Origin of the sequence: Rathayibacter sp. AY1C5, from assembly GCF_002931705.1 — a bacterium.
Lineage (GTDB): Bacteria > Actinomycetota > Actinomycetes > Actinomycetales > Microbacteriaceae > Rathayibacter.
Window position 1 is genome coordinate 65,867 of sequence record NZ_PSWD01000010.1, and the last position, 22,922, is coordinate 88,788.

Consider the following 22,922-nt stretch of genomic DNA (forward strand, 5'->3'; position numbering starts at 1 on the left):
GCTAACCGCGAGCACCGACAGCCGACGCGCCGTCGAGGAGGACGGCGACCCGCTCCCGCACCGCGGCCGCGATCTCCTCGACGGGGAGAGCGGCGTCCACGACGAGGAAGCGCTCGGCGTCCGTCTCGGCGATCGCCAGGAACGCCTCGCGCACGCGCCCGTGGAACTCCGCCTTCTCGGCCTCCAGCCGGTCGAAGCGGGTGCGGGCCGCGTCGAGCCGGCCCCGCGCGACGGCGGGGTCGAGGTCGAGCAGGACGGTGAGGTCTGGCCTCAGGTCGTGGGTGGCCCACTCCGAGAGCCGCCGGACCTCGACGGCGTCGAGGACCCGCCCGGCTCCCTGGTAGGCGACGGAGGAGTCGATGTAGCGGTCCTGCACGACGACCTCGCCGCGCTCGAGCGCCGGTCGCACGAGCGTCCCGATGTGCTGGGCGCGGTCCGCCGCGTAGAGCAGGGCCTCGGCCCGCGGGTCGATCTCGCCGCGGTGGTGCAGAACGATCTCGCGGATCTGCAGGCCCACCTCGGTGCCTCCGGGCTCGCGGGTGCGGACGACGGTCTCGCCCCGCGTGCCCAGCCACTCCTCGAGCAGCCGGGCCTGCGTGGTCTTGCCCGCGCCGTCCCCGCCCTCGAGGGTGACGAACAGCCCGGTCACGACTCCGTCGCGTCCGACGTCTCGGCGGCGGCCGCCGCGGCCGCGCGGCTCGCGGCGGTGGCGCGGGGCGCGGCGGGCTTCTTCGCTGCGGTCGTCTTCTTGGCGGCCGCGGTCGTCTTCGCCGCGGTCGTCTTGGCCGCGGTGGTCTCAGCCGTGGTGGTCTTCGCGGCCGCGGTCTTCGCCGCCGTCGTCTTCGCCGCCGTCGTCTTGGCCGCCGTCGTCTTGGCCGCGGTCGTCTTCGCCGCGGGCTTCCTGGCCGGCGCGCGCTTGGCCGGAGCCTTCTTGGCCGGGCCCTTCGCGCGCTTGTCGGCGAGCATCTGGACCGCCTGCTCGAAGTCGATCTCCTCGATCGTCAGGCCCTTGGAGATCGTGACGTTGGTCTCGCCGTCGGTCACGTAGGCGCCGAAGCGTCCGTCGCGGATCCGGATCGGCTTGCCGCTGACGGGGTCCGCCTCGAACTCCTTCAGCGCGCTCGACGCGCGTCGCGCCCCGTACTTCGGCTGGGCGAAGATCTCGAGCGCCGTCGGCAGGTCGACCTCGAAGATCTGGTCCTCGCTGGTGAGCGACCGGCTGTCGGTGCCCTTCTTGATGTACGGGCCGTACCGGCCGTTCTGAGCCGTGATCGGCTCGCCGCTCTCGGGGTCGTCACCGACCGTGCGCGGCAGGTCGAGCAGGCGCAGCGCCGTCGCCAGGTCGATCGACGCGACGTCCATGGACTTGAAGAGGGAGGAGGTGCGCGGCTTCACGACAGCGGGCTTCTTCGCGCCGCGCTTCGCGGGCACGGGCTCGACGACCTCCCCGGTGGCGGGATCCGCCGCGGTCTCCGGCTCCGGATCGACCTCGGTCACGTAGGGGCCGAAGCGCCCGTCCTTGACGACGACGGTCTTGCCCGAGTCGGGGTTGCTTCCCAGCACGCGGTCGGTCTGCACCGGGGCGTCGACGAGCTCCTGCGCCTTGGCGGGCGTGAGCTCGTCGGGAGCCAGCTCGAGCGGCAGGTTGACGCGACGCGGCGTCTCCTGCCCCTCCTCCTGGGCCACCTCGAGGTAGGGGCCGTACTTGCCGATGCGCAGGGTGATGTCGTCGGTGATCCGGACGGAGTTGATGCTCTTCGCATCGATCTCGCCGAGGTTGTCCACGACGTGTCGGAGCCCGGGGTGCGTGCCTCCGCCGAAGTAGAAGCGGTTGAGCCAGGCGACGCGGTCCTCCTCGCCGCCGGCGATGCGGTCGAGGTCGCCCTCCATCTCGGCGGTGAAGTCGTACTCCACCAGGTCGGAGAAGAAGTCCTCGAGCAGCCGGACCACCGAGAAGGCGATCCAGTTGGGCACGAGGGCGGTGCCGCGCGGAGTGACGTAGCCGCGGTCGACGATGGTGGAGATGATCGACGCGTAGGTGGAGGGCCGGCCGATGCCGAGCTCCTCGAGCGCCTTGACCAGGCTCGCCTCCGTGTAGCGCGGGGGCGGCGAGGTCTCGTGGCCCTTGGCCTCGACCTCGGCGACGACCAGGCTCTGGCCGACCTCGAGCACCGGCAGCTTGGCGTCCTTCTCGTCGCGGGCGCCGTGACGCTCCTCGTCGCGCCCCTCCTCGTAGGCGAGGAGGAATCCGCGGAAGGTGATGACGGTTCCGGAGGCGGTGAACTCGGCGGTCTTCGCGACATCGCCGGCCGGCTCGGCGAGCAGCGTCACGGTGGCGGTCGAGCCCTTGGCGTCGGCCATCTGCGAGGCGACGGTGCGCTTCCAGATGAGCTCGTAGAGGCGGAGGTCGTTGCCGCGGAGGGTGCCCGAGAGCTGGTCCGGGGTGCGGAAGGTCTCGCCCGCGGGCCGGATGGCCTCGTGCGCCTCCTGCGCGTTCTTGTTCTTGCCGGAGTACAGGCGGGGCTTGTCCGGCACGGTCTCGGCTCCGTAGAGGGACGCGGCCTGAGTGCGTGCGGCGTTCAGCGCCTGCTGCGAGAGCCCGGGCGAGTCGGTCCTCATGTAGGTGATGAAGCCGTTCTCGTAGAGCGACTGCGCGACGCTCATCGTCTGGCGCGCCGAGAAGCGGAGCTTGCGCGCCGCCTCCTGCTGGAGTGTGGACGTGGTGAACGGGGCGGCGGGGCGGCGCGAGTACGGCTTGGACTCGAGGTTCGAGACCCGGACCGTGGTGGCGGGGTCGCGCAGCGCCTCGGCGAGGGCACCGGCGGTGGACTCGTCGAGGACGGTGACGTCGCCCTTCAGCTGACCGCGGTCGTCGAAGTCGCGGCCGCTTCCGATCCGCTTGCCGTCGAGCCGCGCCAGGCGGGCGTCGAAGCCCGCCGCGGCGTCCGACTCGGGTGCGAGCACGGTGGCGAGGTCCCAGTAGCTCGCCGACACGAACGCCAGGCGCTCCCGCTCGCGGTCGACCACCAGGCGTGTCGCGGCCGACTGCACCCGACCGGCCGAGAGCCCGGGGCCGACCTTGCGCCACAGCACGGGCGAGATCTCGTAGCCGTAGAGGCGGTCGAGGATGCGGCGGGTCTCCTGGGCGTCGACCAGGGAGGTGTCGATGTCCCGGGTGTTGTCGCGCGCCTTCTGGATCGCGTCCTTCGTGATCTCGTGGAAGACCATGCGGTGCACGGGGACCTTGGGCTTGAGCTCCTCGAGGAGGTGCCACGCGATGGCCTCGCCCTCGCGGTCCTCATCAGTGGCGAGGTAGAGCTCGTCGGCGTTCTTCAGCGCGCGCTTGAGGTCGGCGACCGTCTTCTTCTTCTGGTCGGAGACGACGTAGTAGGGCTCGAAGCCGTTGTCGACGTCGACGGAGAACTTGCCCAGCGGGCCCTTCTTCAGCTCCGGGGGGAGGTTCTTCGGCTCGATGAGGTCGCGGATGTGCCCGACGGAGGCGAGCACCTCGTAGCCGTCGCCCAGGTACTGGGCGATGGTCTTGGCTTTCGCCGGCGACTCGACGATCACCAGCTTCTTCGTGCCGGACACAGTTCTCCTCGATTGGTGCTGTCGGGTCGGACGACCAGTGGTCCGACGTCCCCTGCTGCGGGGAGACGGTGCGCGGCGACGTGGTGCGGGGAACGGCGACGCGTCCCCATCGGCGGGGGCGCCCGACAGGCACACCATACACACTGACCCCGGACGTCCTGCCCCCTCCCGAGGACACGGGGACCTCGGGAGGACGCTGGACACGGCCTCGGAGCCGCCTGCCCGGCCTGCCGTCGGCGGGGGTGACGCGCGGCGCCGATCGGCGCATGATGAGGCATGGCAACGACGCACACCACCACGACCTCCGCCTACACGGCCAAGCTCCTCGACGGACCGCTGGAGGGCAAGACCCTCCGCCGGGGATACGGCGACGATCAGGCCCCCGCCGCACGCCTCGAGATCCCCGGGGCGAGGGCGGGCTCCCGCTACATCTACCTCCTCGCCGGCGGCCTCGAGCACGACGAGGGCGCGGGCGCCCTGCCGACCGCCGCCGCGTACCGGTACCAGCGACTCTCCTCCGACTGACGCGCTCCCGCGGCGTCGTCCGGACCTCGGTCCGGACGACGCCCGCTGCTGCCTCCGCCCTCAGGGCGGCGGGCCGGCCCTCGACCGCGCCGTGAGGGAGAGCGGACCCGCGGCGACGGCCGCCTCCGTTCTCGCGACGCCGCCGTCGACGTCGCAGAGGACGAGCTCGGCGCCGTTCGCGCGGGCCACGGCGGCGGCACGTCCGCACGGATCCCCGGCCAGCAGGCCGGAGGCGACGTCGGCCGCTGCCAGGGACGAGGCGTCCGTGGCGGCGACCGCTCGCTGGTGCCCGACGACTCCTGCGCATCCGGCGAGGACGGCGGCCGTCACCAGGATCGTGCCCGCGACGACTCCGATCGCCACGACCGCGGCCGATCCCTCCTCCCGGTCGCGGACAGCCCCGGGGAGCCGGCGGATCATCCGCCCCCGCCCAGCGCGCAGGACCGCACCGAGACCGGGAGCGACACCGCCGGGAGCGGGCGCAGCCGGGCCGCGACGTCGACGCAGACCAGTCCGTCCTGCTCCCCCGCCGTGAGCGACGCCCCCGTCACCCGGGCGAGCGGCGCGCGGGGGTCGTCGCCCCGGGCCGCGGACCGGGCCGCGTCGGCGGCCGCGTCGACGAGCCGGACGTACTGCGCCGAGGCCGCCACCGACCCCAGGCACAGCGCCAGCACCGCGACCACCGCCGGGAGCACGAGCGCGAGCTCGGCAGTGGCCGAGCCCTCCTCCTGGACGAGCCGCCCGCGCAGCAGCGGAAGGCCTCTCATCCCGCCGCGGTGAGCGCGCGGGTCACCAGGTCGGTCAGGATGCTCCGCACCTCGTCGCCCTTGAGGATGACCACGAGCAGTCCGGCGAAGCCGACCGCGGCCATCGTCGCGATCGCGTACTCCGCCGTCGCCGACCCCTCCTCGTCGCCCAGAGCGCCGAGACCTCCCCACCCGGGTCGGCGCCACTCGACGCGCCCCGCGGAGACGTCGATGCCAGTTCCTCCGCCGGACGCCGCACCTCCGCCGCTCCTCGAGCCCCGGCTCGTTCCGGGCACACCACTTCCCGCATCCCTGCTCCTACCGAGTCCTCGACTCCGGGAGACTCCCCCGCCGCTGATCGCCGTGTCACTTCTCATCCGTCCTGCTCCGTTCCGCCCCGCTCCGTGCCCCTCCTCCGAGGATCGCTGACTCCCGATCCCACCGATCGACCCTCCGGCCGATCCGTGGAGACGCCTCCCGATCCCGCCCCTGTGGAGGAGCGGTCGACCGCGTCACGCCGCCACCGAGAACGTCGAGAGCAGCACCGAGACGACCATCGGAGCCACTCCGAGCAGCAGGAACGCCGGCAGCACGCAGATCCCGAGCGGCAGCATCAGGGTCACGCCGAGCCGAGCGGCTCGCTCCCGCGCCCCGGAGGACGCCCGTGCCCGGACCAGAGCCGCCTCGCTCCGGAGAAGGCGTCCGGCCGGCACGCCCGCCGCCGCGGAGAGGGCGAGCACCGGGTCCGCGTCGGAGAGCACGCGCTCGCCCGAGTCGAGCCCGCACTCGGCGAGCGCCGCCACGACCCGGGCGCGCGACGACTCGATCGAGCCGCCACCGGCCAGCGCCACCGAGAGGAGGTCGAGCGCGAGCCCGGGCGCCGGATCGGCCGGGGCCGCGCTTCGGACGAGGCGCCGCGTCCACGCGTGCGCGGCCGCCATCAACCCGGCTCCCCCGACCAGGCAGACCGCACCGGGCACCGTCCCGAGGAGCACGCCGACCACGTCGAAGCCCAGCAGTGCCCCCAGACCCAGCGCCGCCAGCGGCAGCGCGCTCACGACCCTCCCGGTGGCGGAGGGACCGGCCAGAGCCACCTCGATGTCCCGGCGGGCGCGCGCAAGCTCGCGCAGGGACTCCGCCAGCTCGCCGAGAGCGGCGGCGACCGGCGCGCCGGAGTCGGCGGCCACCCGCCACGCGGCGGCCAGCGCTGCCCACGCGGTCGCCTCACCGGTGTCCGGCGCTCGCCGTCGCGGCCGCTTCCGCTCCGAGCCGCTCCGCCGCGAAACCGGCGTCCCGCGCAGCAGCGCCTCCGTCACGTCGCCCCCGCGGCCGGCCTCCTCCGACACCGCCCGGAGCAGTCGCCGCCGCCGCGCGTCCCCGCTGTCCGCCCCCTCCGCCCCCGCGAGATGCCCGAGGGCCGACGCGGGAGCCACTCCCGCCGCGAGGAGGACGGCCAGTCGGTGCACGACGGCCGCGACCTCGTCCAGCCCGTCGCGGCCCGTCACGCGTTCGACCTCGAGGCGCTCGGGAGCGACCCGTCCTCGACCCTCAGGCGGCCGGCCGCGTCGAGCGCGAACGTCCCGAATGCCGCCAGCCGCCGCCGCCCGTCGCGGCGCTCGAGGTGGAGCACCAGGTCGATCGCGCTGACCGTCTGGCGGGCGATCGCCTCGGGCCCGAGTCCCGCGAGGACCCCGAGCGCCTCGAGACGCGCGGGCACGTCCTCGAGGGAGTTCGCGTGGAGGGTCCCCGCACCGCCGTCGTGCCCGGTGTTCAGCGCGGACAGCAGCTCGCGCAGCTCGACGCCGCGGCACTCGCCGAGGACCAGGCGGTCCGGACGCATCCGCAGCGCCTCCCGCACGAGCCGGTCCAGGCCCACGGCACCGGCGCCCTCGAGGTTGGGCTGCCGCGCCTCGAGCGAGACGACGTGCGGGTGCGCCGGCCGGAGCTCGCCGACGTCCTCGATGGCCACGATCCGCTCGGTCGGCGCCGCGCACCCGAGCAGGGCGCCGAGCAGGGTGGTCTTGCCTGATCCTCCGGCTCCCGTGATCAGCAGGTTCCACCGCTCGCGGACCGCCCGGCGCAGAAGCCGCACTCCGTCGTCGTCCAGCATCCCGGCCGCCTGCAGCTCCCCGAGCGTCCAGGAGTCCGACCGCGGCACCCGCACCGACACGAGCGCTCCCCCGGTCGCCACCGGCGGCAGCACGACGTGCACGCGGACCCCGTGGCGGAGCCTGACGTCCACGCACGGGCTCGCCTCGTCGACGTGCCGTCCACCGGCCGCGACCAGCGCGACGGCCAGCCGCCGTGCTCCGGCGGCGTCGAGCGTCCACTCCGGAACCCGCTCCGCACCACCGCCCCGGTCGATCCAGAGGCCCGCGCCGCCGTTCACGAAGAGGTCGGTCACCGCGGGGTCCGCGGCGTGCGGCGCGAGCAGCCCGAGACCGGCGGCGGCGGGCCGCACCGGCAGCGGGTCGCGGCGGTGCTCGGCGGGGACGAGGGGGACGAAGTCGCGGGTCATCCCGGCACGCTAGGAGCCCGTTCCGCGCGCCGGGGCGCTCCCTGCCCGATCGGAGGAGAGGCGCCCGCGTCGGCGCCTGTGGAGGAGCGACCCGGGCCGGACGCGCGCGCAGGGGCGGCCCGGAGCTCTCGGCAGGGAGCCTCTCCGAGGAGGGGCCCCACGGCGCAGAGAAGCCCAGTCGACGAGGAGACGTCCCGGCAACGCGGAAACGCCCCCGCGAGCAGGGCTCGAGCGGGGGCGTCCGTCCGCCGGAACCGGCGGGGAGAAGGGGGCGGCACCCATTGGGGGGAACAGGTGCCGCCTCGGCGGCGCTGGATTGGGGGGAATCACTTGCGCCGCTGGGCCGAAGTTCATTCGGCCGTATGCAACTGTAGGGGACGGAACGCGATTCGCCAAGCCCGGATCCTGTTCTCTGCGGACTCTTATCCGACACCCGCCCCGCACTCAGCTTGCGGCGCTCGGCGATCCCCGCTGGAGGCGGGCGCTACGGTGGTGCGACGCCGACCGCGCGGGCCGGCGAACGTCTCACTCGCGAAGGAGCGAATCGCAGATGTCCACTCCCCCCGACGCCCCGGCCGCCGACCGGAACGCCATCGACAACCTCCTCCACGAGACCCGCCGGTTCCCGCCGCCGGCCGATCTCGCCGCCGGAGCGGTCGCGACCGCCGCGCTCTACGACGAGGCCGCGGCCGACCGCCTCGCCTTCTGGGCCGACCGGAGCCGCGAGCTCCTGCACTGGCACCGGCCGTTCACGCGCACGCTCGACTGGAGCGAGCCCCCGTTCGCGAAGTGGTTCGACGACGGCGAGCTGAACGTCGCCTACAACTGCCTCGACCGCCACGTCCTGGCCGGCCACGGCGACCGCGTCGCCCTGCACTGGGAGGGCGAGCCCGGCGACTCCCGCTCGATCACCTACGCCGAGCTCACCGCCGAGGTGAAGCGCGCCGCGAACCTGCTCACGAGCCTCGGCGTCCGCGCCGGCGACCGCGTCGCGATCTACCTGCCCATGATCCCGGAGGCGGTCATCGCGATGCTGGCCGTCGCCCGGCTGGGGGCGGTCCACTCCGTCGTCTTCGGCGGCTTCAGCGCCGAGAGCCTGCGCGCGCGCATCGACGACGCGGAGGCGACACTCGTCATCACCGCCGACGGCGGCTGGCGCAAGGGCGCCGTCTCGCCCCTGAAGCCGGCGGTCGACGCCGCGCTCGCCCTCGGCGGCGAGTCCAGCGTCCAGCACGTCCTGGTCGTGCGCCGCGGAGGCAACGAGGTCGCCTGGCACGAGGGGCGCGACCTCTGGTGGCACGAGGAGATCGTGGCGGTCGACGCCGACCACGTCGCCAAGCCGTTCCCCGCCGAGCAGCCCCTCTTCATCCTCTACACGAGCGGCACGACCGGGAAGCCCAAGGGCATCCTGCACACCAGCGGCGGGTACCTCACCCAGGTCGCCTTCACGCACCGCGCGGTCTTCGACCTGCACCCCGAGTCGGACGTCTACTGGTCGACCGCGGACGTGGGCTGGATCACCGGGCACAGCTACGTCGTCTACGGCCCGCTCGCCAACGGCGCCACCCAGGTGATGTACGAGGGCACTCCGGACAGCCCGCATCCCGGCCGCTGGTGGGAGATCGTCGAGAAGCACGGCGTGACGATCCTCTACGCGGCGCCCACGGCGATCCGCTCCTTCATGAAGCTCGGCCGACAGATCCCGCAGCGCTTCGACCTCTCGAGCCTTCGCCTGCTCGGATCGGTCGGCGAGCCGATCAACCCGGAGGCGTGGGTCTGGTACCGCGACGTCATCGGCGGCGGCCGCACCCCCATCGTCGACACGTGGTGGCAGACCGAGACCGGCGCGATGATGGTGTCCCCTCTGCCCGGCGTCACGACGCTCAAGCCCGGGTCCGCGCAGGTCGCTCTGCCGGGCATCTCGATCGACGTGGTCGACGACTCCGGGACGCCGGTCGGCGCCGACGAGGGCGGACTGCTCGTGATCACCGAGCCCTGGCCGGCGATGCTGCGCGGCATCTGGGGCGACCCGGAGCGCTACGTCGAGACCTACTGGTCGAAGTTCGGCGACCGCTACTTCGCGGGCGACGGAGCGCGTCGCGACCAGGACGGCGACCTCTGGCTCCTGGGGCGCGTGGACGACGTGATGAACGTCTCCGGCCACCGCCTCTCGACGGCCGAGATCGAGTCGGCCCTCGTCTCGCACCCGGTCGTCGCCGAGGCGGCCGTCGTGGGAGCCGCGGACGAGACCACCGGCCAGGCCGTGGTCGCGTTCGTGATCGCGAAGGCGAGCCAGGCCGAGGCGCTGGCCCACGGACACGACGAGCTCGAGGCCACCCTGAAGGCGCACGTCGCCGAGCACATCGGCGCGATCGCCCGCCCGAAGCGGATCTTCGTGGTGCAGGAGCTGCCCAAGACCCGCTCGGGGAAGATCATGCGCCGGCTACTGCGCGACGTGGCGGAGGGACGCGCCGTGGGCGACACGACGACGCTCGCGGACACGCAGGTGATGGCGGTGATCTCCTCCGCGATCGCCGCGGACTGACCGGGCACCGCACGCCCCCTCCCACCGCGTGGGCCGGAGGGGGCGGTGCGTCAGTCGAAGGCGACGATCAGCTCGACCTCGACGGGAGCGCCGAGGGGCAGCTCCGCCACTCCGACGGCCGAGCGCGCGTGACGGCCGGGCTCGCCGAACACGTCGCCGAGCAGCTCCGAGGCGCCGTTGATCACGCCGGGCTGCCCGGTGAAGCCGGAGGCGGACGCGACGAAGCCGGTGAGCTTCACGATCCGCGTCACCCGGTCGAGCGATCCGATCGCGTCGGCGACGGCCGCGAGCGCGTTGAGGGCGCAGGTGCGGGCCAGGTCCTTCGCCTGCTCGGGCGACACCTCGTCGCCGACCTTGCCGACCAGCGGCAGAGCGCCGTCGACGAAGGGGATCTGCCCCGCCGTGTAGACGAGGCCGCCGTGCACGACGGCGGGGACGTAGGCGCCGGCGGGGACCGCGACCGCGGGCAGCTCGACGCCGAGCTCCGCGAGGCGCTCGGCGATCACGCGCCGGCCTCGGCGACGGGGCGCTTGAGGTACGCGACGAGGCCGCCCTCGGGACCGGTCACGATCTGGACCAGCTCCCAGCCCTCGGATCCCCAGGTGTTCAGGATCGCCGTGGTGTTGTGGATCATCAGCGGGGTGGTGATGTACTCCCAGCGCGGGACGGACATGGCTCTCCTCGGGTGCGGCCGGTGCGGGACGACTGCTGAGCGCCGCGCGTCGGCGGGATGAGCGCCGCGGCTCGTCCGAGCGCGGCGACTACGCTGATTCTATGTCGGGGCAGGGCGGGACCAGAGTCGTGAAGACCATCGGGGGCGCCGTCGGCGGTCTGATCGGCATCGTCGCCATGAGCGTCGTCGCGGGAGTCCTGGTGGCCGCCTCGGTGACGCCGGCGATCGCGCTGAGCGGCATGGCCGCCGGCAACACGGTGGAGATGTTCGACAACCTCCCCGAGTACCTCGAGATCGGCACGCTCGCCGAGAAGAGCGACGTGTACGCGAAGGACTCCTCCGGCGGCGACGTGCTGCTCGCCTCCTTCTACGCCCAGAACCGCGTCGAGGTGGGCTGGGACGAGATCTCGCCGTTCGTGAAGGACGCCGTGGTCGCCTCCGAGGACCCCCGCTTCTACGAGCACGGCGGCATCGATCTGCTCGGCACCGTCCGCGCGGCGGCGACGACGGCCATGGGCGGGGACGTCCAGGGCGGCTCCTCCATCACGCAGCAGTACGTCAAGAACGTGCTCGTGCAGAAGGCGGAGGCGCTCAGCGATCCGATCGAGCGCGACGCGGCCTACCGCGAGGCCACGGAGACCACTCCGGAGCGCAAGGTCGCCGAGATGCGCCTCGCCATCGGGCTCGAGAAGGAGTACCCGAAGAACGACATCCTGCTGGGCTACCTCAACATCGCCCTGTTCGGCGGCACCGTCTACGGCGTCGAGGCGGCCGCCCGCTACTACTTCGGAGTGAGCGCGAAGGACCTCTCGCTCGCGCAGTCCGCCGCGCTCGTCGCGATCGTGAACAACCCCGAGAAGTTCCGCTTCGACCGGCCCGGCGACCCGGCGAACCCCGCCGCGGAGGGCTACCCGCAGACCCGGGACCGGCGCGACTACATCGTGACCCGCATGGACCTCGAGTCGAAGGTGACGTCCGAGCAGGCGCAGGCGGCCGTCGCCGAGCCCGTGACGCCGGACATCACCGAGCCGAGCACCGGCTGCCAGACGGCCGGAGTCGCGGCCTTCTTCTGCGACTACGTCACCTGGGTCATCAAGAACGACGACGCGTTCGGTGCGAGTCAGGACGAGCGCGACGCCACCTTCAAGCGCGGCGGCTACCGGATCTACACGACCCTCGACTCCGACCTGCAGCAGGCCGCCGTCGCGGCCACCGACGACTGGGTGCCCAAGTCGATGGCGAACGTGAACATCGGCAGCGCGAGCGTCTCGGTCGAGGTCGGCACCGGCCGCATCCTCGCGATGACCCAGAACAAGGACTACTCCAACGATCCGGACCTGACGGGCCCCAACTACACGAGCGTCAACTACAACACCGACTTCGGGTACGGCGGCTCCTCGGGATTCCAGGTCGGCTCGACCTACAAGGTGTTCACCCTCGCGGAGTGGCTGCAGGAGGGGCACTCGCTCGGCGAGAGCGTCGACGGCACCCGCCGCGCCTACACGACCTTCCGTGACAGCTGCGAGCCCGACGGCGTCTACTACGGCGAGTCCTGGAACCCCGGGAACGACGAGGGCGGCAACGGAGGAGTGACCACGGCCCTGCAGGCCACGACCGGCTCGATCAACACCTCGTTCGCCGCCATGGCCCAGCAGCTGGACCTCTGCGGCATCCGCAACACGGCGCTGGCGATGGGCGTGCACCGTGCCGACGGGACCGAGCTGCAGAAGCTCGCGCCGACCATCCTCGGCACCAACGAGATCGCTCCGCTCACGATGGCCACGGCCTTCGCCGGCTTCGCGAACAAGGGCACCGTCTGCACGCCCATCGCGATCGACCGCATCGTCGACCGCACGGGCGCCGACGTCGCGCCGCCCGCCTCCGAGTGCAGCCAGGGGATGTCCGAGGAGGTGGCCGCGACCGCCGGCTACGCCCTGCAGCAGGTGGTGACGGGCGGCACCGGCGCCCCCTCCAACCCCCGCACCGGGGTGCCGCACATCGGCAAGACCGGCACCACGGACGACGCGCTGCACACGTGGATGGTCGGCGCGAGCACCGAGGTCGCCACCGCCACCTGGGTCGGCAACGTGACCGGCTTCACCTCCATGCGCGGATTCAGTCTCAACCGGGTGAACGCCGGTCAGGTGCGCCACCAGATCTGGCCGCGCATCATGCGCGTCGCCGACGCCAAGTACGGCGGGACGGCGTTCCCGGCTCCGGTCCGCTCGCTCGTCGACGCTCCGCAGGAGGCCGTGCCCCAGGTCACCGGCCAGAGCCCCTCTGCGGCGGCCTCACGCCTGCGCTCCGTCGGCTTCACGGTCCGCGTCGACACTTCTCCGGTCCCCTCCGACCGCCCGGCAGGGAAGGTCGCGCAGACGAACCCGCCCGCCGGGTCGCGCGTCTCCCGGGGCGCGGAGATCACCCTGCAGATCAGCGCCGGACCGGGCGCCCCGCCCCGCGCGGGCTGAGCCCCGCACCCCCGGCTGCTCCCGAGGGAGCGTCCGGCAGAATGAACGCGGCCGCGCTCGCGGCCGACGTGCGAGAGAAGGACCCATGACCGGACGCACCCGTCGCCCCCTCACCACCGCCCTCGCGACCGTCGCCGCGGCCGGAGCCGTCGCCGCGGCCTGGGGCATCGGCGTCGAGCGGACGTTGTTCACCGTCCGGCGCACGTCGTTCCCGGTGCTGCCCGCCGGTTCCGAGCCGATCCGCGTCCTGCACGTGTCGGACCTGCACATGGCCCCGTGGCAGACGAAGAAGCAGGAGTGGATCCGCTCGCTCCTCGCCCTGGCGCCCGACGTCGTGGTCGACACCGGCGACAACCTCGGCCACCGCGACGGCGTGCTCGGCATCCGCCGAGCCCTGGAGCCCTTCGCCGGGATCCCCGGCGCCTTCGTCAACGGATCCAACGACTACTTCGGCCCTCGGATCAAGAACCCGCTCCGCTACTTCGTCGGCCCCTCCAAGAACCCCAAGCAGCACGAGGCCGATCTCGACACCGACGGGCTGACCGGCTTCTTCTCGGACGGGCTCGGGTGGGTGGACCTCAACAACCGCGCCGAGAGCATCACGGTGAAGGGGACGCGCATCGAGTTCTTCGGCGTCGACGACCCGCACATCGGCCTCGACCGCATCGACCTCGTCGCCGGAGCCGTGGACGAGCTCCGCGGCGCGGAGGACGGACCGGCCGGGGTCAGCATCGGCGTGGCGCACGCGCCCTACCAGCGCATCCTCGACGACTTCGTCGCCCGCGGCGCCGAGGTGATCCTCGCCGGGCACACGCACGGCGGGCAGGTCTGCGTCCCGGGCTTCGGCGCCCTCGTCACCAACTGCGACATCCCGCGCGACAAGGTCGCCGGCTCGACGACGTGGGACAACGGACTGCGCAGCTCGTACCTCAACGTGTCCGCCGGAGTCGGCACCTCGATCTACGCACCGGTGCGCTTCGCCTGCCGGCCCGAGGTGACCCTCGTCACGCTCACTCCGGCGGCCTGACGAGGGGTGTCCGACGGCGGTCCGGAAATCGGCTACTATTGTCGAGGCTCGTGAGCGGTTCTCCGTGATGAGCACACCGGGGTGTGGCGCAGCTTGGTAGCGCGCCTCGTTCGGGACGAGGAGGTCGTGGGTTCGAATCCCGCTACCCCGACCGGTGAGAAGCCCGGCCAGGATCGATGATCCGGCCGGGCTTCGTCGTTCCCGGGGCGTTCTCGGAATTCTGCTGTGGCGGGGCTCGCCCGCAGGCGGATGCTCGCCCGGGCCGGAGCCTGGTCGACGACGGAGCCGGCGCGATCACCGCCCCGCGCTCTCCGGCTCGAGCACCCCTGACGGCGTCCCGAGCGTCCTGCGCACGGGCGTGCCTCCAGCCCACTCCCCCGCGCCTCCCGGCCCGATCCCAGCAGCCGGGAGCGAGACTGTTCTTCCGCCGTCGTCGCCGCCCCCGCCCGACGACCGACGAGAGGAGCACCGTGACCCGGTCGCTCACCCGCCTCACCCTCGCCATCAGCGTGCCCTACGTGGTCGCGCTCGCAGCCATCGCCTTCTGGCCGACGCCCGTCGATGCGGGAGTGCGGGGGGATCTCGGCCGGGTGACCTCCTGGTTCGCCCGGCACGGCCTCCCGATGGTCGACTACGCGTTCATCGAGTCGACCGCCAACATCGCCCTGTTCGTGCCCCTGGGGCTGCTCCTGGCCCTCAACCTGCGGCTCCGGAGGGCGTGGGTCGCTGTGGCCGTCGGCGCCGTCGTGAGCTCGCTGATCGAGGCGGGCCAGCTGCTCTTCCTCTCGGCGCGCTTCGCGACCGTCGACGACGTCGTGATGAACACCTCCGGCGCGCTTCTCGGCGCGGTCGCCGGCGTCCTGCTCCGGATGGTCGTCCGCGCACGACGACGCCGGAGGGCGGCGGAGTGGGACGACGCCTTCGCGCACATCCCCCTCCGCGGCACCTCCGGCGTGGTGGCGGATCAGCCGAGCCGCGTCCGCTGAGACGACGGCTCCGCCGCGTCAGCGGCCGAGGCCGCGGTACTCCCAGCCGGCAGCACGCCAGGCGGCGGGGTCGAGGCAGTTGCGACCGTCGACGAGGAAGGTGTTGGCCACCTTCGCCGCCGTGGCCGCGGGGTCGAGGGCGCGGAACTGCTTCCACTCCGTCACGACGACCACGGCGTCGGCACCGGCCAGCGCCTCGTCGACGTCGGTCGTGTAGGTGATCTCGGGGTAGCGGCGGCGCGAGTTCTCGATCGCCTCGGGGTCGGTCGCGACCACGGTCGCACCGAGGTCGTGCAGGCGAGCGGCGACGTCGAGCGACGGCGAGTCACGGATGTCGTCCGACTCCGGCTTGAACGCCAGACCGAGCACCGCGATGCGGCGGCCCTCGACGGAGCCGCCCAGGCCCTCGGTGACGAGGTCGACGACGCGCTGACGGCGACGCAGGTTGATCGCGTCGACCTCTTTGAGGAAGGCGACGGACTCGCCGACGCCGAGCTCGTCGGCGCGGGCAGAGAAGGCGCGGATGTCCTTCGGGAGGCAGCCGCCTCCGAAGCCGATGCCCGCGTTCAGGAAGCGGCGGCCGATCCGCACGTCGTAGCCGATCGCGTCGGCGAGCTGCGTGACGTCCGCGCCGGTGACCTCCGCGATCTCGGCGATCGCGTTGATGAACGAGATCTTGGTCGCGAGGAAGGCGTTGGCCGAGACCTTCACCAGCTCGGCGGTGGCGTAGTCGGTGACCACGAGCGGGGTCTCGGCCGCGAGCGCCGTCGCGTAGACCTCGTCGAGGGTCGCCTTCGCCGCTGCTCCGGCCTCGCCCGCGGGCACGCCGTAGACGAGCCGGTCGGGGCTGATCGTGTCCTTGACCGCGAAGCCCTCGCGGAGGAACTCGGGGTTCCAGGCGAGGGTCGCACCGGAGGAGGCGATGCGGTCGGCCAGGCGGGCGGCGGTGCCGACGGGGACGGTCGACTTGCCGACGACGAGGGAGTCCGCCTCGAGGTAGGGCAGGAGACCGTCGATCGCCGAGTCGACGTAGGTCATGTCCGCGGCGTTCTCGCCCGGCTTCTGCGGGGTGCCGACGGCGACGAAGTGCACGGCCGCACCGGCGGCGTCGGCCATGTCGGTCGAGAAGCGCAGGCGCCCGGAGGCGACGCCGGAGGACAGCAGCTCCGGGAGGCCGGGCTCGAAGAACGGCGCGGTGCCGGCGGCCAGGGCGTCGATCTTCTTCTGGTCGACGTCGATGCCGATGACGTCGTGGCCGAGCTCGGCCATGGCGGCAGCGTGGACGGCGCCGAGGTAGCCGCAGCCGATGACAGAAAGCTTCACAGGGGTTCTCCGAATCGTGGCGGGTTCGTGTCGCGGTCGCGACGGTGAGGAGGAGCGATGCGATGCGGCGAGGCGTCAGCGCGCCCGCGGACGCGCGACTACCGCCGCGCCAATGCTCTCAGATCGCGGGAGACGTCGGCGACAGCCGCCGCGATCTGCGCCGCCACGCGCTCGTGCACGGCCTCGCTGCGGCCGATCGGGTCCTCGATGTCGTCGCCGCCCTCGCCCCGCGGGGCGCGCCCGCGGTGGGCGGCGGCGAGCCGCACGACGGCGCGGAGCCGCGCGGCGGGGTCCTCGACCGTCGGCAGCGGCACCTCCCGCAGCACGAACGGCAGCACGCGGGCGAACTCGAGCAGCGTGAAGCCGCGGAGGAGGAGCGACGGGAAGCGCCGGGAGGCGTCGACCAGGTGGTCGCGCGTCATCGTGAGCAGGAGGTCGGCGTCGCCGACGATCGCGTCGCCGAGCACCGCGCTCGTGTGCGCGGCCGGGTCTCCCCCGTGCTGAGCCGAGAAGCGGGCCGAGACCGGGTCCATCGGCAGTCCGTCGCGCGTCCTCACTCCGGCGCTCGTGAACGCGAAGAGCGGACCTCCCGCGGGTGATGTCGCGTCGGCGAGTGCGGCGCGCAGCAGCTGCTCCGCCATCGGCGACCGGCAGATGTTGCCGGTGCAGACCGAGAGCACGGTGAAGACGGGGGCGGCGGAGGCGGCGACCGGTTCGTCCGGTCGCCAGCTCCGGCGGGCGGGGCGGGCGGAGTCGTCTCCCGGGAAGATCATCGCGGGGCGCTCAGGCCGAGGTCGACGCGGGCTCGGGCTCGACGGCCGTGTCCGGGCGGGCACCCGATCGCTCGGAGCCGTAGTAGCTCGTGTAGTAGTAGCCGTAGCCCCGGCCGACCTGGCCGCGCGCGGGCACGCGGTTGAGGATCACGCCGAGGGTGTGGCCGCTGACCCGCTCGATGTTCTGGATCGCCTTGCCCAGCTCGTCGGTCGTCGTCCTGCCCGCGGAGATGACCACGAGCGCGCCGTCGGTGCGGGCGGTGAGGATGGCGCCGTCCGTGACGGGCAGGAGCGGCGGCGCATCGACGATCACGATGGCCTCGCGAGCGATCTCGTGCAGGAGGATGTCCATGCCGTTGGAGCCGAGCAGCTCGGACGGGTTCGGCGGGATCGACCCGGCTCCGAGCACCCAGAGGTTGCCGGACGGGCCCCACGGCTGCAGGACGTCCTGCAGTTCCGCCTTGCCGATCAGCAGGTCGGTCAGGCCGACGCCGGGAACGAGGCCGAACGACTTGGCGACGGTGGGCTTGCGGAGGTCGCCATCGACGACGACGGTCCGCTGGCCGGAGGCGGCAAGCGTCACCGCGAGGTTCGCGGTCACCGTCGACTTGCCGTCCGAGGGCAGCGGGCTCGTCACGACGATGATGCGCGGCGGGCTGTCGATGTTCATGAACTGCAGGTTCGTGCGGAGCTCGCGCAGCGCCTCGGCGAGTGCGTGCTTGCCGTCGGCCTTGATGTAGTCGGTCGTGTCGGCCTCGGGGACGATGCGGTTGGTCTCGCTGAGGCGCTTGTCGACGGGGAGGGTGCCGACCACGGGGAGGTCGAACAGGCGCTCGACCATCTCGGCGGTGCGGATGCGCCGGTCCAGCGTGTTGCGGACGAACGCGTAGACGAGACCGAGGACGAGGCCCGCGAGCGCGCCGACCGCGAGGACGAGGCGCAGGTTCGGGAACGCCGGCGAGGACGGGAGCGCCGCGGCCTGCAGAACGGTGAGGGAGACCGTGTCGCCGACGCCCGTCTCCTGGTTGACCTGCTGCACCTTGGTGGCGATGGCCGCGACCCAGGCGTCGGCGAGCTTCTGCGCGCCCTCGGGGGTGGAGGCGGTGGCGCTGACCTTCATCACCGGGGCGACCGTGTCGGCCTGCACCGTGATCGCCGAGATCAGCGTGGCGGGCGAGACGTCGAGGCCGAGGCTGTCGATCGCGATCTGCGCCACGTCGCGCGAGGTGGCGATCGGGACGTACGTGGCGAGGCTCGACTTGGCGACGGACTGCGCGATCTGCTGCGTGTAGATCGCCTGGCTGTCGTCGGTACCGGTGGTGGCGACGGAGACCAGGCCCTGCGAGTCGGCGACGTACCGCGGCTTCTGCGTCAGCGACCAGCCGAAGGCGACGAGAGTGCCGAGGAGGATCGCCGCGACGATCGGGATCCAGTGGTCGCGCAGCAGCCGGAGGACGTCTCGAAGTTCCACAGAGTCAGATTTCCTTCGCTGGTACGGATCACGCGGCGGGCGCCGGCGACGGGTTCTTCCGAATTCTGACACAGCGCTTCCGCGCCCTCGGCGCCAGGCGCGTCAACCGTGCCACCTGTCGGGGGTGGGCTCCGGCGGAGTCCCTCTCGTGATCACTCCGAGGCCCTCGAGCTCGACGACCGCCGACTCGACGACCGCCTCCGCATCGACGCCGGCGGGCGGCGGGCCCGCCTCCTCGAGCACCGCGGCGACGAGACCGGGCAGATCGGAGCCCCGGCCGGCGTGGCGCCAGATCGTCGGGCCGATGCCGGACAGGCGCACGAGGGTGCCGCCGCAGAACACGAGCAGCTGGCCGTCGGCGAGCTCCACCGCGTCGTCCGCAGGGGTGCGCAGGACGGTGCCGGGCAGGGCCTCGCCCACAGGGTCGAGCTGCACGGAGACCACGTCGGACCAGGCGGACGGGGCCTCGGCGCCGAGGGACGCGAAGACCTCCTCGACCAGGTGCACCACGCTCGCGGCCTCGGAGTAGACCAGTCGCCGGACGCCGCCCAGCGCCGAGAGGGTGCGGACGAGATCGGCGATCGGCCGCGGTCGGGCCGAGAGGTACGAGGTCTGCGGCACCAGATCCTCGATCGCGTCGACCGGGTCGACGTGCTCGAGGAAGGGCGTCCCGACGCCGTCGCGGCGCTCGAGCAGGAGGACGCCCGCCAGACGCAGGGGCGCCTCCGGGACCGGTCGGAGGGCGAGCGACCCGGGGGCCAGCTGCGCCTTCGGCGCCGATCCGGTCAGCGGCTTCACCGACAGCGGCTTGGGATAGGGCAGGACGCGCCCCTCCGGGGTCACGCCGACCGTCTCGTCGGTGACGTAGCCGAAGCGGGACCCGAGCGTCCGGGCGATGGTGGTCTTGCCGGTCCCGGAGGCGGCGACGAAGGCCAGCACGCGGCCGGACTCGTCGGAGATCCCGCAGGCGTGGAGCATCAGCAGGTCGGCGCGCCGGGCGCCGATCGCCTCGAGGGTCAGGGTCGAGGTCAGGGACTCCTCGAGCTGCGCGAGCGTGGCGCTCGAGACCCGGGGCGAGCCGTCGACCGGGACGGAGGGATCGTGCCCCACCTCGGCGAGGACGTCGCGTGCTCCCGCGTCGGGCTCGGACGCGCAGGCGGCCCAGCTGTCGGCGATCCGCGCCGCGTCCTCGTCGCCGACGCCGCGTCCGAAGACCACGCGGAACGGGGTCTCGAGGACCGAGACGGACAGGGTGCGGGGCTCGGCGCCCCTCCCCCCGGCGATCAGTACGCCCCGTCGCGGGCGAGGACGGCGCGCGCGGTCTTGAAGAGGATGACGATGTCGCCGGTCATCGACCAGTTCTCGACGTAGTACAGGTCGAGGCGGACGGTGTCCTCCCACGAGAGGTTCGAGCGTCCGCTGACCTGCCAGAGCCCGGTGATGCCCGGCTTCATCAGGAAGCGGCGGTGCACGTGCTCCTCGTACTGCTCGACCTCGCGGGCCAGCGGCGGGCGGGGGCCGATCAGGGACATGTCGCCGCGGAAGACGTTCAGGAACTGGGGCAGCTCGTCGAGGCTGAAGCGCCGGAGGATCGCGCCCACCCGGGTGACGCGCGGGTCCTTCGCCATCTTGAAGAGGATCGAGTTCCCCTCCGCACGCTGCTGCGACGCGAGAGCCGCCAGTCGCGCCTCCGCGTCGACGACCATCGAGCGGAACTTCAGCATCTCGAAGGTCGCGCCGTTCAGACCGATGCGCTCCTGCCGGAAGAGCACGGGCCCGGGGCTGGTGACCTTGACCAGCACGGCGACGACGACGAGCACCGGCGCGCTGAGGATGATCAGCATGGTCGACGCGAGGATGTCGAAGAGGCGCTTGGCGAACCGCTGGCGGCCGTCGAAGCGCGGGGTCTCGACGTGGATCAGCGGAAGGCCCGCGACGGGGCGGGTGTGGATGCGCGGACCGCCGATGTCGGTGAGGCTCGGCGCCACGACGAGGTGCTCGCGCCCGGGCTCGAGCGTCCAGCTCAGCTCGCGGATCCGCTGCGGCGCCAGCTCGTCGGAGCTCGTGACGACCACCGTGTCGGCGCCGGTGGCGTCCATCACGGCGCGGACGCCGTCGATCCCGGTGAACCCGTGGACCGCGAGGCCCGAGAGCTCCTGCTCGCTCCGCAGCGCGTCCGCACCGCCGACCGAGGTCGAGACGGCGCCGACGAGCTTGTAGCCGGCCTCGGTGCCGCGGCGCAACTCGCGTGCGGTGTGCAGGACGCTCGCGCGGGAGCCGAGGAGCACGACCTGGCTCGAGAAGCGGCCCGCCCGGCGCTGCCGGGTGAGCCAGGAGCGCCAGACCAGGCGGCCGACGCAGATCAGCACGATCCCGGCGGGGAACGCCGTGATGATGTAGCCGCGCGCGAGCAGGATCTGGAGCAGGTAGGCGATGATCGCGACGATGCCGAAGAGCCAGATGGAGGCGTCGACGACGCGGCGGTACTCGACGTAGCCGGTGCCGACGATCCGGCGGTCGCGCGTGTCGAAGACCTGGAGGGCGAGGAGCCAGCCGACCGACAGGGCGACGGACACCCAGGTGTAGCTGACCGCGATGTCGGCGGGGTTCTTGAACCCCAGGTCCGAGTTCAGGTTCAGGTCGAACCAGAAGAGCTGCGTGCCGAAGACGGAGAGGACGATCGCGACGACGTCCGTGATGAGCAGCCGTCGCCGGTAGTCCTGCTCCCACGACGGCCGACGCCTCAGCGGTGCCCCTTGCGCCGTCATCGTTTCCCCCGACCTTTCCTGCTGCTTCGAAAGGCGTAATTCCGTTTCCGGTGTTGTCACGTCGTCAGGCTACCCACTTCCTCGTTTCGGAGGGGTGTCGCGCCGGTGAGGAACGCTCGACCGGTCACCCGCGGAGCCGGCCGCGGCTCTCCTGGAGGTAGCACGCGCCGCACAGCGACTCGTAGGTGACCGCCGTTCCGTCGATCGCGACCTGATCGCCGTCGAACACGAAGCGGCCGTCCACGACGCGCCCGTTGAAGATCGCTTTGCGCCCGCACCGGCAGATCGTCTTCAGCTCCTCGAGGCTGTGGGCGATCTCCAGGAGCCGCCTGCTTCCCGGGAACGCGGCGGTGCGGAAGTCCGTGCGGATGCCGTACGCCAGGACGGGCACGTTCTCGAGGATGGCGATCCGGAGCAGATCGTCGACGTGCGACTCCGGCAGGAACTGCGCCTCGTCGACGAGCAGAGCACTCACGTCGCGCTTCGACTCGGCCAGCACGCGGGCCCGGGCGGCGGTGAAGACGGCCACCGGGTCCCCGTCGGGTTCGAACAGGATGTCCACCGGACGGGTCACGCCGAGCCGCGACACGATCAGCTCCTCGCCCTTCGTGTCGACGGCCGGCTTGGCCAGCAGCACCCGGTGCCCGCGCTCCTCGTAGTTGTGCGCGGCCTGCAGGAGCGACGTGCTCTTCCCGCTGTTCATCGCTCCGTAGCGGAAGTACAGCTTGGCCATCAGGTCTCCTCGGGGCGGGTCCGGGGGCGGGGCCCCCGGGGTGAGCAGGGGCCGGTCACGGGAGGAACCCGTCCTCGCCGGCGCGGCGGATCAGGTCGGCCCGGCGGCTCGCGGGCCTGCCGACCGCGACGTACTTGCGGCGCACTCGCTGCAGGTAGGTCTTCGCGGTCTCGAACTGCACGTTCATCTTGGCGGCGACCTCGGGGGTGCTCGATCCGGACGCGTAGAGGCGCAGCGCCTCCAGCTCGCCGGCGCTGAGCCGTGGGCGCTGCTGCGCCGCGACTCCGGACGGCAGGGGCCGCCACTGCGCGGACGAGACGTCGGCCGAGCGCATCTCGAGAGCGGCGCGGGTCTGCTCCATCACCTCAGCGAGCGGGCGCGACTTCGCCAGGTGCCGCACGGCTCCGGCCTTCAGGGCGCGCTCGCGGACCTCGTCGTCCTCGCTCGCGGAGAGCGCCACGACCGCGGCTCCCGCCGCCCGGCAGGTCCGGATCCGCGCCTCGATCGAGATCGGCTCGCGCAGCTCGACGTCCATCACGACCACCTGGGTGGGGAAGACATCGCTCGTCACCAGGTCGTGCCAGGTGGAGGCGGCCACGACGACCTCGAAGTCCGGGGCGTGGGTGCGGATCCACGCGCTCGTCGCCGCGAGCAGGTCCTCGCGCGGGTCGAGCAGGCCGAGCCGGACCGCACGGGGTGGCGCGTCGCGGGCGCTCCGGGCGGAGGAGCCCGAGGGCTCACCGGAGCGGGTGACCATGCGGACGATCCTAGCCGC

The 22,922-nt window shown here is 72.8% G+C and carries 21 protein-coding genes and 1 tRNA gene; 6 read left to right on the plus strand and 16 right to left on the minus strand.

The window, feature by feature from the left end; all coding sequences use genetic code 11:
- Nucleotide 1: 1 nt before the first annotated feature.
- Both tmk and topA read right to left on the minus strand, forming a co-directional pair.
- Entirely contained in the window at nt 2–649 is a 648-nt protein-coding gene (gene tmk, locus C5C57_RS09595) for a dTMP kinase (protein ID WP_104267511.1), read from the minus strand.
- Nucleotides 646–3,591: a type I DNA topoisomerase gene (gene topA, locus C5C57_RS09600; RefSeq protein ID WP_104247326.1), complete on the minus strand. Its 2,946-nt coding sequence runs from the start codon at nt 3,589–3,591 to the stop codon at nt 646–648. The genes tmk and topA overlap by 4 nt, the downstream gene beginning before the upstream one ends.
- A 276-nt stretch (nt 3,592–3,867) precedes the next feature.
- Between topA and C5C57_RS09605 the strand changes: the two genes are divergently transcribed.
- Nucleotides 3,868–4,116, plus strand: coding sequence for a hypothetical protein (locus C5C57_RS09605; protein ID WP_104222197.1), 249 nt, complete (start codon nt 3,868–3,870; stop codon nt 4,114–4,116).
- A 60-nt stretch (nt 4,117–4,176) separates the two neighbouring features.
- On the opposite strand, the gene C5C57_RS09610 is transcribed toward C5C57_RS09605, so the two are convergent.
- From C5C57_RS09610 to C5C57_RS09630, 5 genes are all read right to left on the minus strand, one after another.
- Nucleotides 4,177–4,536: an Rv3654c family TadE-like protein gene (locus C5C57_RS09610; RefSeq protein WP_104297549.1), complete on the minus strand. Its 360-nt coding sequence runs from the start codon at nt 4,534–4,536 to the stop codon at nt 4,177–4,179.
- Nucleotides 4,533–4,883 carry a TadE family type IV pilus minor pilin gene (locus tag C5C57_RS09615; RefSeq protein ID WP_104222193.1) on the minus strand — a complete coding sequence of 117 codons (351 nt, stop codon included), beginning with the start codon at nt 4,881–4,883 and terminating at the stop codon, nt 4,533–4,535. Before C5C57_RS09615 ends, C5C57_RS09610 begins: the two co-directional genes overlap by 4 nt.
- The gene (locus C5C57_RS09620) at nt 4,880–5,158 is read right to left on the minus strand and encodes a DUF4244 domain-containing protein (protein WP_244229600.1); all 279 of its coding nucleotides are present in this window, start codon (nt 5,156–5,158) and stop codon (nt 4,880–4,882) included. Before C5C57_RS09620 ends, C5C57_RS09615 begins: the two co-directional genes overlap by 4 nt.
- Before the next feature lie 216 nt (nt 5,159–5,374).
- A complete protein-coding gene (locus C5C57_RS09625; RefSeq protein ID WP_104227249.1) occupies nt 5,375–6,367 on the minus strand; it encodes a type II secretion system F family protein in 993 nt (330 codons plus the stop codon).
- On the minus strand, nt 6,364–7,380 hold the full coding sequence (locus C5C57_RS09630; RefSeq protein WP_104297550.1) for a TadA family conjugal transfer-associated ATPase: 1,017 nt from the start codon (nt 7,378–7,380) through the stop codon (nt 6,364–6,366). Before C5C57_RS09630 ends, C5C57_RS09625 begins: the two co-directional genes overlap by 4 nt.
- 550 nt (nt 7,381–7,930) lie before the next feature.
- On the opposite strand from C5C57_RS09630, the gene acs reads away from it, so the two are divergent.
- Nucleotides 7,931–9,925: an acetate--CoA ligase gene (gene acs, locus C5C57_RS09635; RefSeq protein ID WP_104233737.1), complete on the plus strand. Its 1,995-nt coding sequence runs from the start codon at nt 7,931–7,933 to the stop codon at nt 9,923–9,925.
- A 50-nt stretch (nt 9,926–9,975) separates the two neighbouring features.
- Here the strand turns inward: acs and C5C57_RS09640 are convergent, their stop codons facing one another.
- Complete coding sequence (locus tag C5C57_RS09640; RefSeq protein WP_219813481.1) at nt 9,976–10,431, minus strand: RidA family protein; 456 nt, start codon at nt 10,429–10,431, stop codon at nt 9,976–9,978.
- Entirely contained in the window at nt 10,428–10,598 is a 171-nt protein-coding gene (locus tag C5C57_RS18110) for a hypothetical protein (protein WP_164861113.1), read from the minus strand. The genes C5C57_RS09640 and C5C57_RS18110 overlap by 4 nt, the downstream gene beginning before the upstream one ends.
- 101 nt (nt 10,599–10,699) lie before the next feature.
- On the opposite strand from C5C57_RS18110, the gene C5C57_RS09645 reads away from it, so the two are divergent.
- The 4 genes from C5C57_RS09645 (at nt 10,700) to C5C57_RS18500 (ending at nt 15,079) form a co-directional block, all read left to right on the plus strand.
- Complete coding sequence (locus C5C57_RS09645) at nt 10,700–13,066, plus strand: transglycosylase domain-containing protein (RefSeq protein WP_104297551.1); 2,367 nt, start codon at nt 10,700–10,702, stop codon at nt 13,064–13,066.
- Between the two features lie 85 nt (nt 13,067–13,151).
- Nucleotides 13,152–14,093: a metallophosphoesterase gene (locus C5C57_RS09650; RefSeq protein WP_104222183.1), complete on the plus strand. Its 942-nt coding sequence runs from the start codon at nt 13,152–13,154 to the stop codon at nt 14,091–14,093.
- 77 nt (nt 14,094–14,170) lie between these two features.
- Nucleotides 14,171–14,244 (plus strand) — tRNA-Pro (locus C5C57_RS09655).
- A 319-nt stretch (nt 14,245–14,563) separates the two neighbouring features.
- A complete protein-coding gene (locus tag C5C57_RS18500) occupies nt 14,564–15,079 on the plus strand; it encodes a VanZ family protein (RefSeq protein ID WP_258059527.1) in 516 nt (171 codons plus the stop codon).
- Between the two features lie 18 nt (nt 15,080–15,097).
- On the opposite strand, the gene C5C57_RS09665 is transcribed toward C5C57_RS18500, so the two are convergent.
- From C5C57_RS09665 to C5C57_RS09695, 7 genes are all read right to left on the minus strand, one after another.
- On the minus strand, nt 15,098–16,402 hold the full coding sequence (locus tag C5C57_RS09665; protein ID WP_104222179.1) for a UDP-glucose/GDP-mannose dehydrogenase family protein: 1,305 nt from the start codon (nt 16,400–16,402) through the stop codon (nt 15,098–15,100).
- Nucleotides 16,403–16,500: 98 nt separating this feature from the next.
- Entirely contained in the window at nt 16,501–17,175 is a 675-nt protein-coding gene (locus C5C57_RS09670; protein WP_104227254.1) for a low molecular weight phosphatase family protein, read from the minus strand.
- Nucleotides 17,176–17,185: 10 nt separating this feature from the next.
- On the minus strand, nt 17,186–18,646 hold the full coding sequence (locus C5C57_RS09675; protein ID WP_181069152.1) for a polysaccharide biosynthesis tyrosine autokinase: 1,461 nt from the start codon (nt 18,644–18,646) through the stop codon (nt 17,186–17,188).
- A 102-nt stretch (nt 18,647–18,748) separates the two neighbouring features.
- Nucleotides 18,749–19,864, minus strand: coding sequence for a hypothetical protein (locus tag C5C57_RS09680; RefSeq protein WP_104227255.1), 1,116 nt, complete (start codon nt 19,862–19,864; stop codon nt 18,749–18,751).
- Nucleotides 19,865–19,929: 65 nt separating this feature from the next.
- Entirely contained in the window at nt 19,930–21,414 is a 1,485-nt protein-coding gene (locus C5C57_RS09685) for a sugar transferase (protein ID WP_104222171.1), read from the minus strand.
- A gap of 124 nt (nt 21,415–21,538) precedes the next feature.
- Nucleotides 21,539–22,147 (minus strand): thymidine kinase, encoded by a 609-nt coding sequence (locus tag C5C57_RS09690; RefSeq protein WP_104227256.1) that lies wholly within the window; start codon nt 22,145–22,147, stop codon nt 21,539–21,541.
- A gap of 55 nt (nt 22,148–22,202) precedes the next feature.
- Nucleotides 22,203–22,904, minus strand: a complete 702-nt coding sequence (locus tag C5C57_RS09695) for a LuxR C-terminal-related transcriptional regulator (RefSeq protein ID WP_146076549.1) — start codon at nt 22,902–22,904, stop codon at nt 22,203–22,205.
- Between the last annotated feature and the right edge of the window lie 18 nt (nt 22,905–22,922).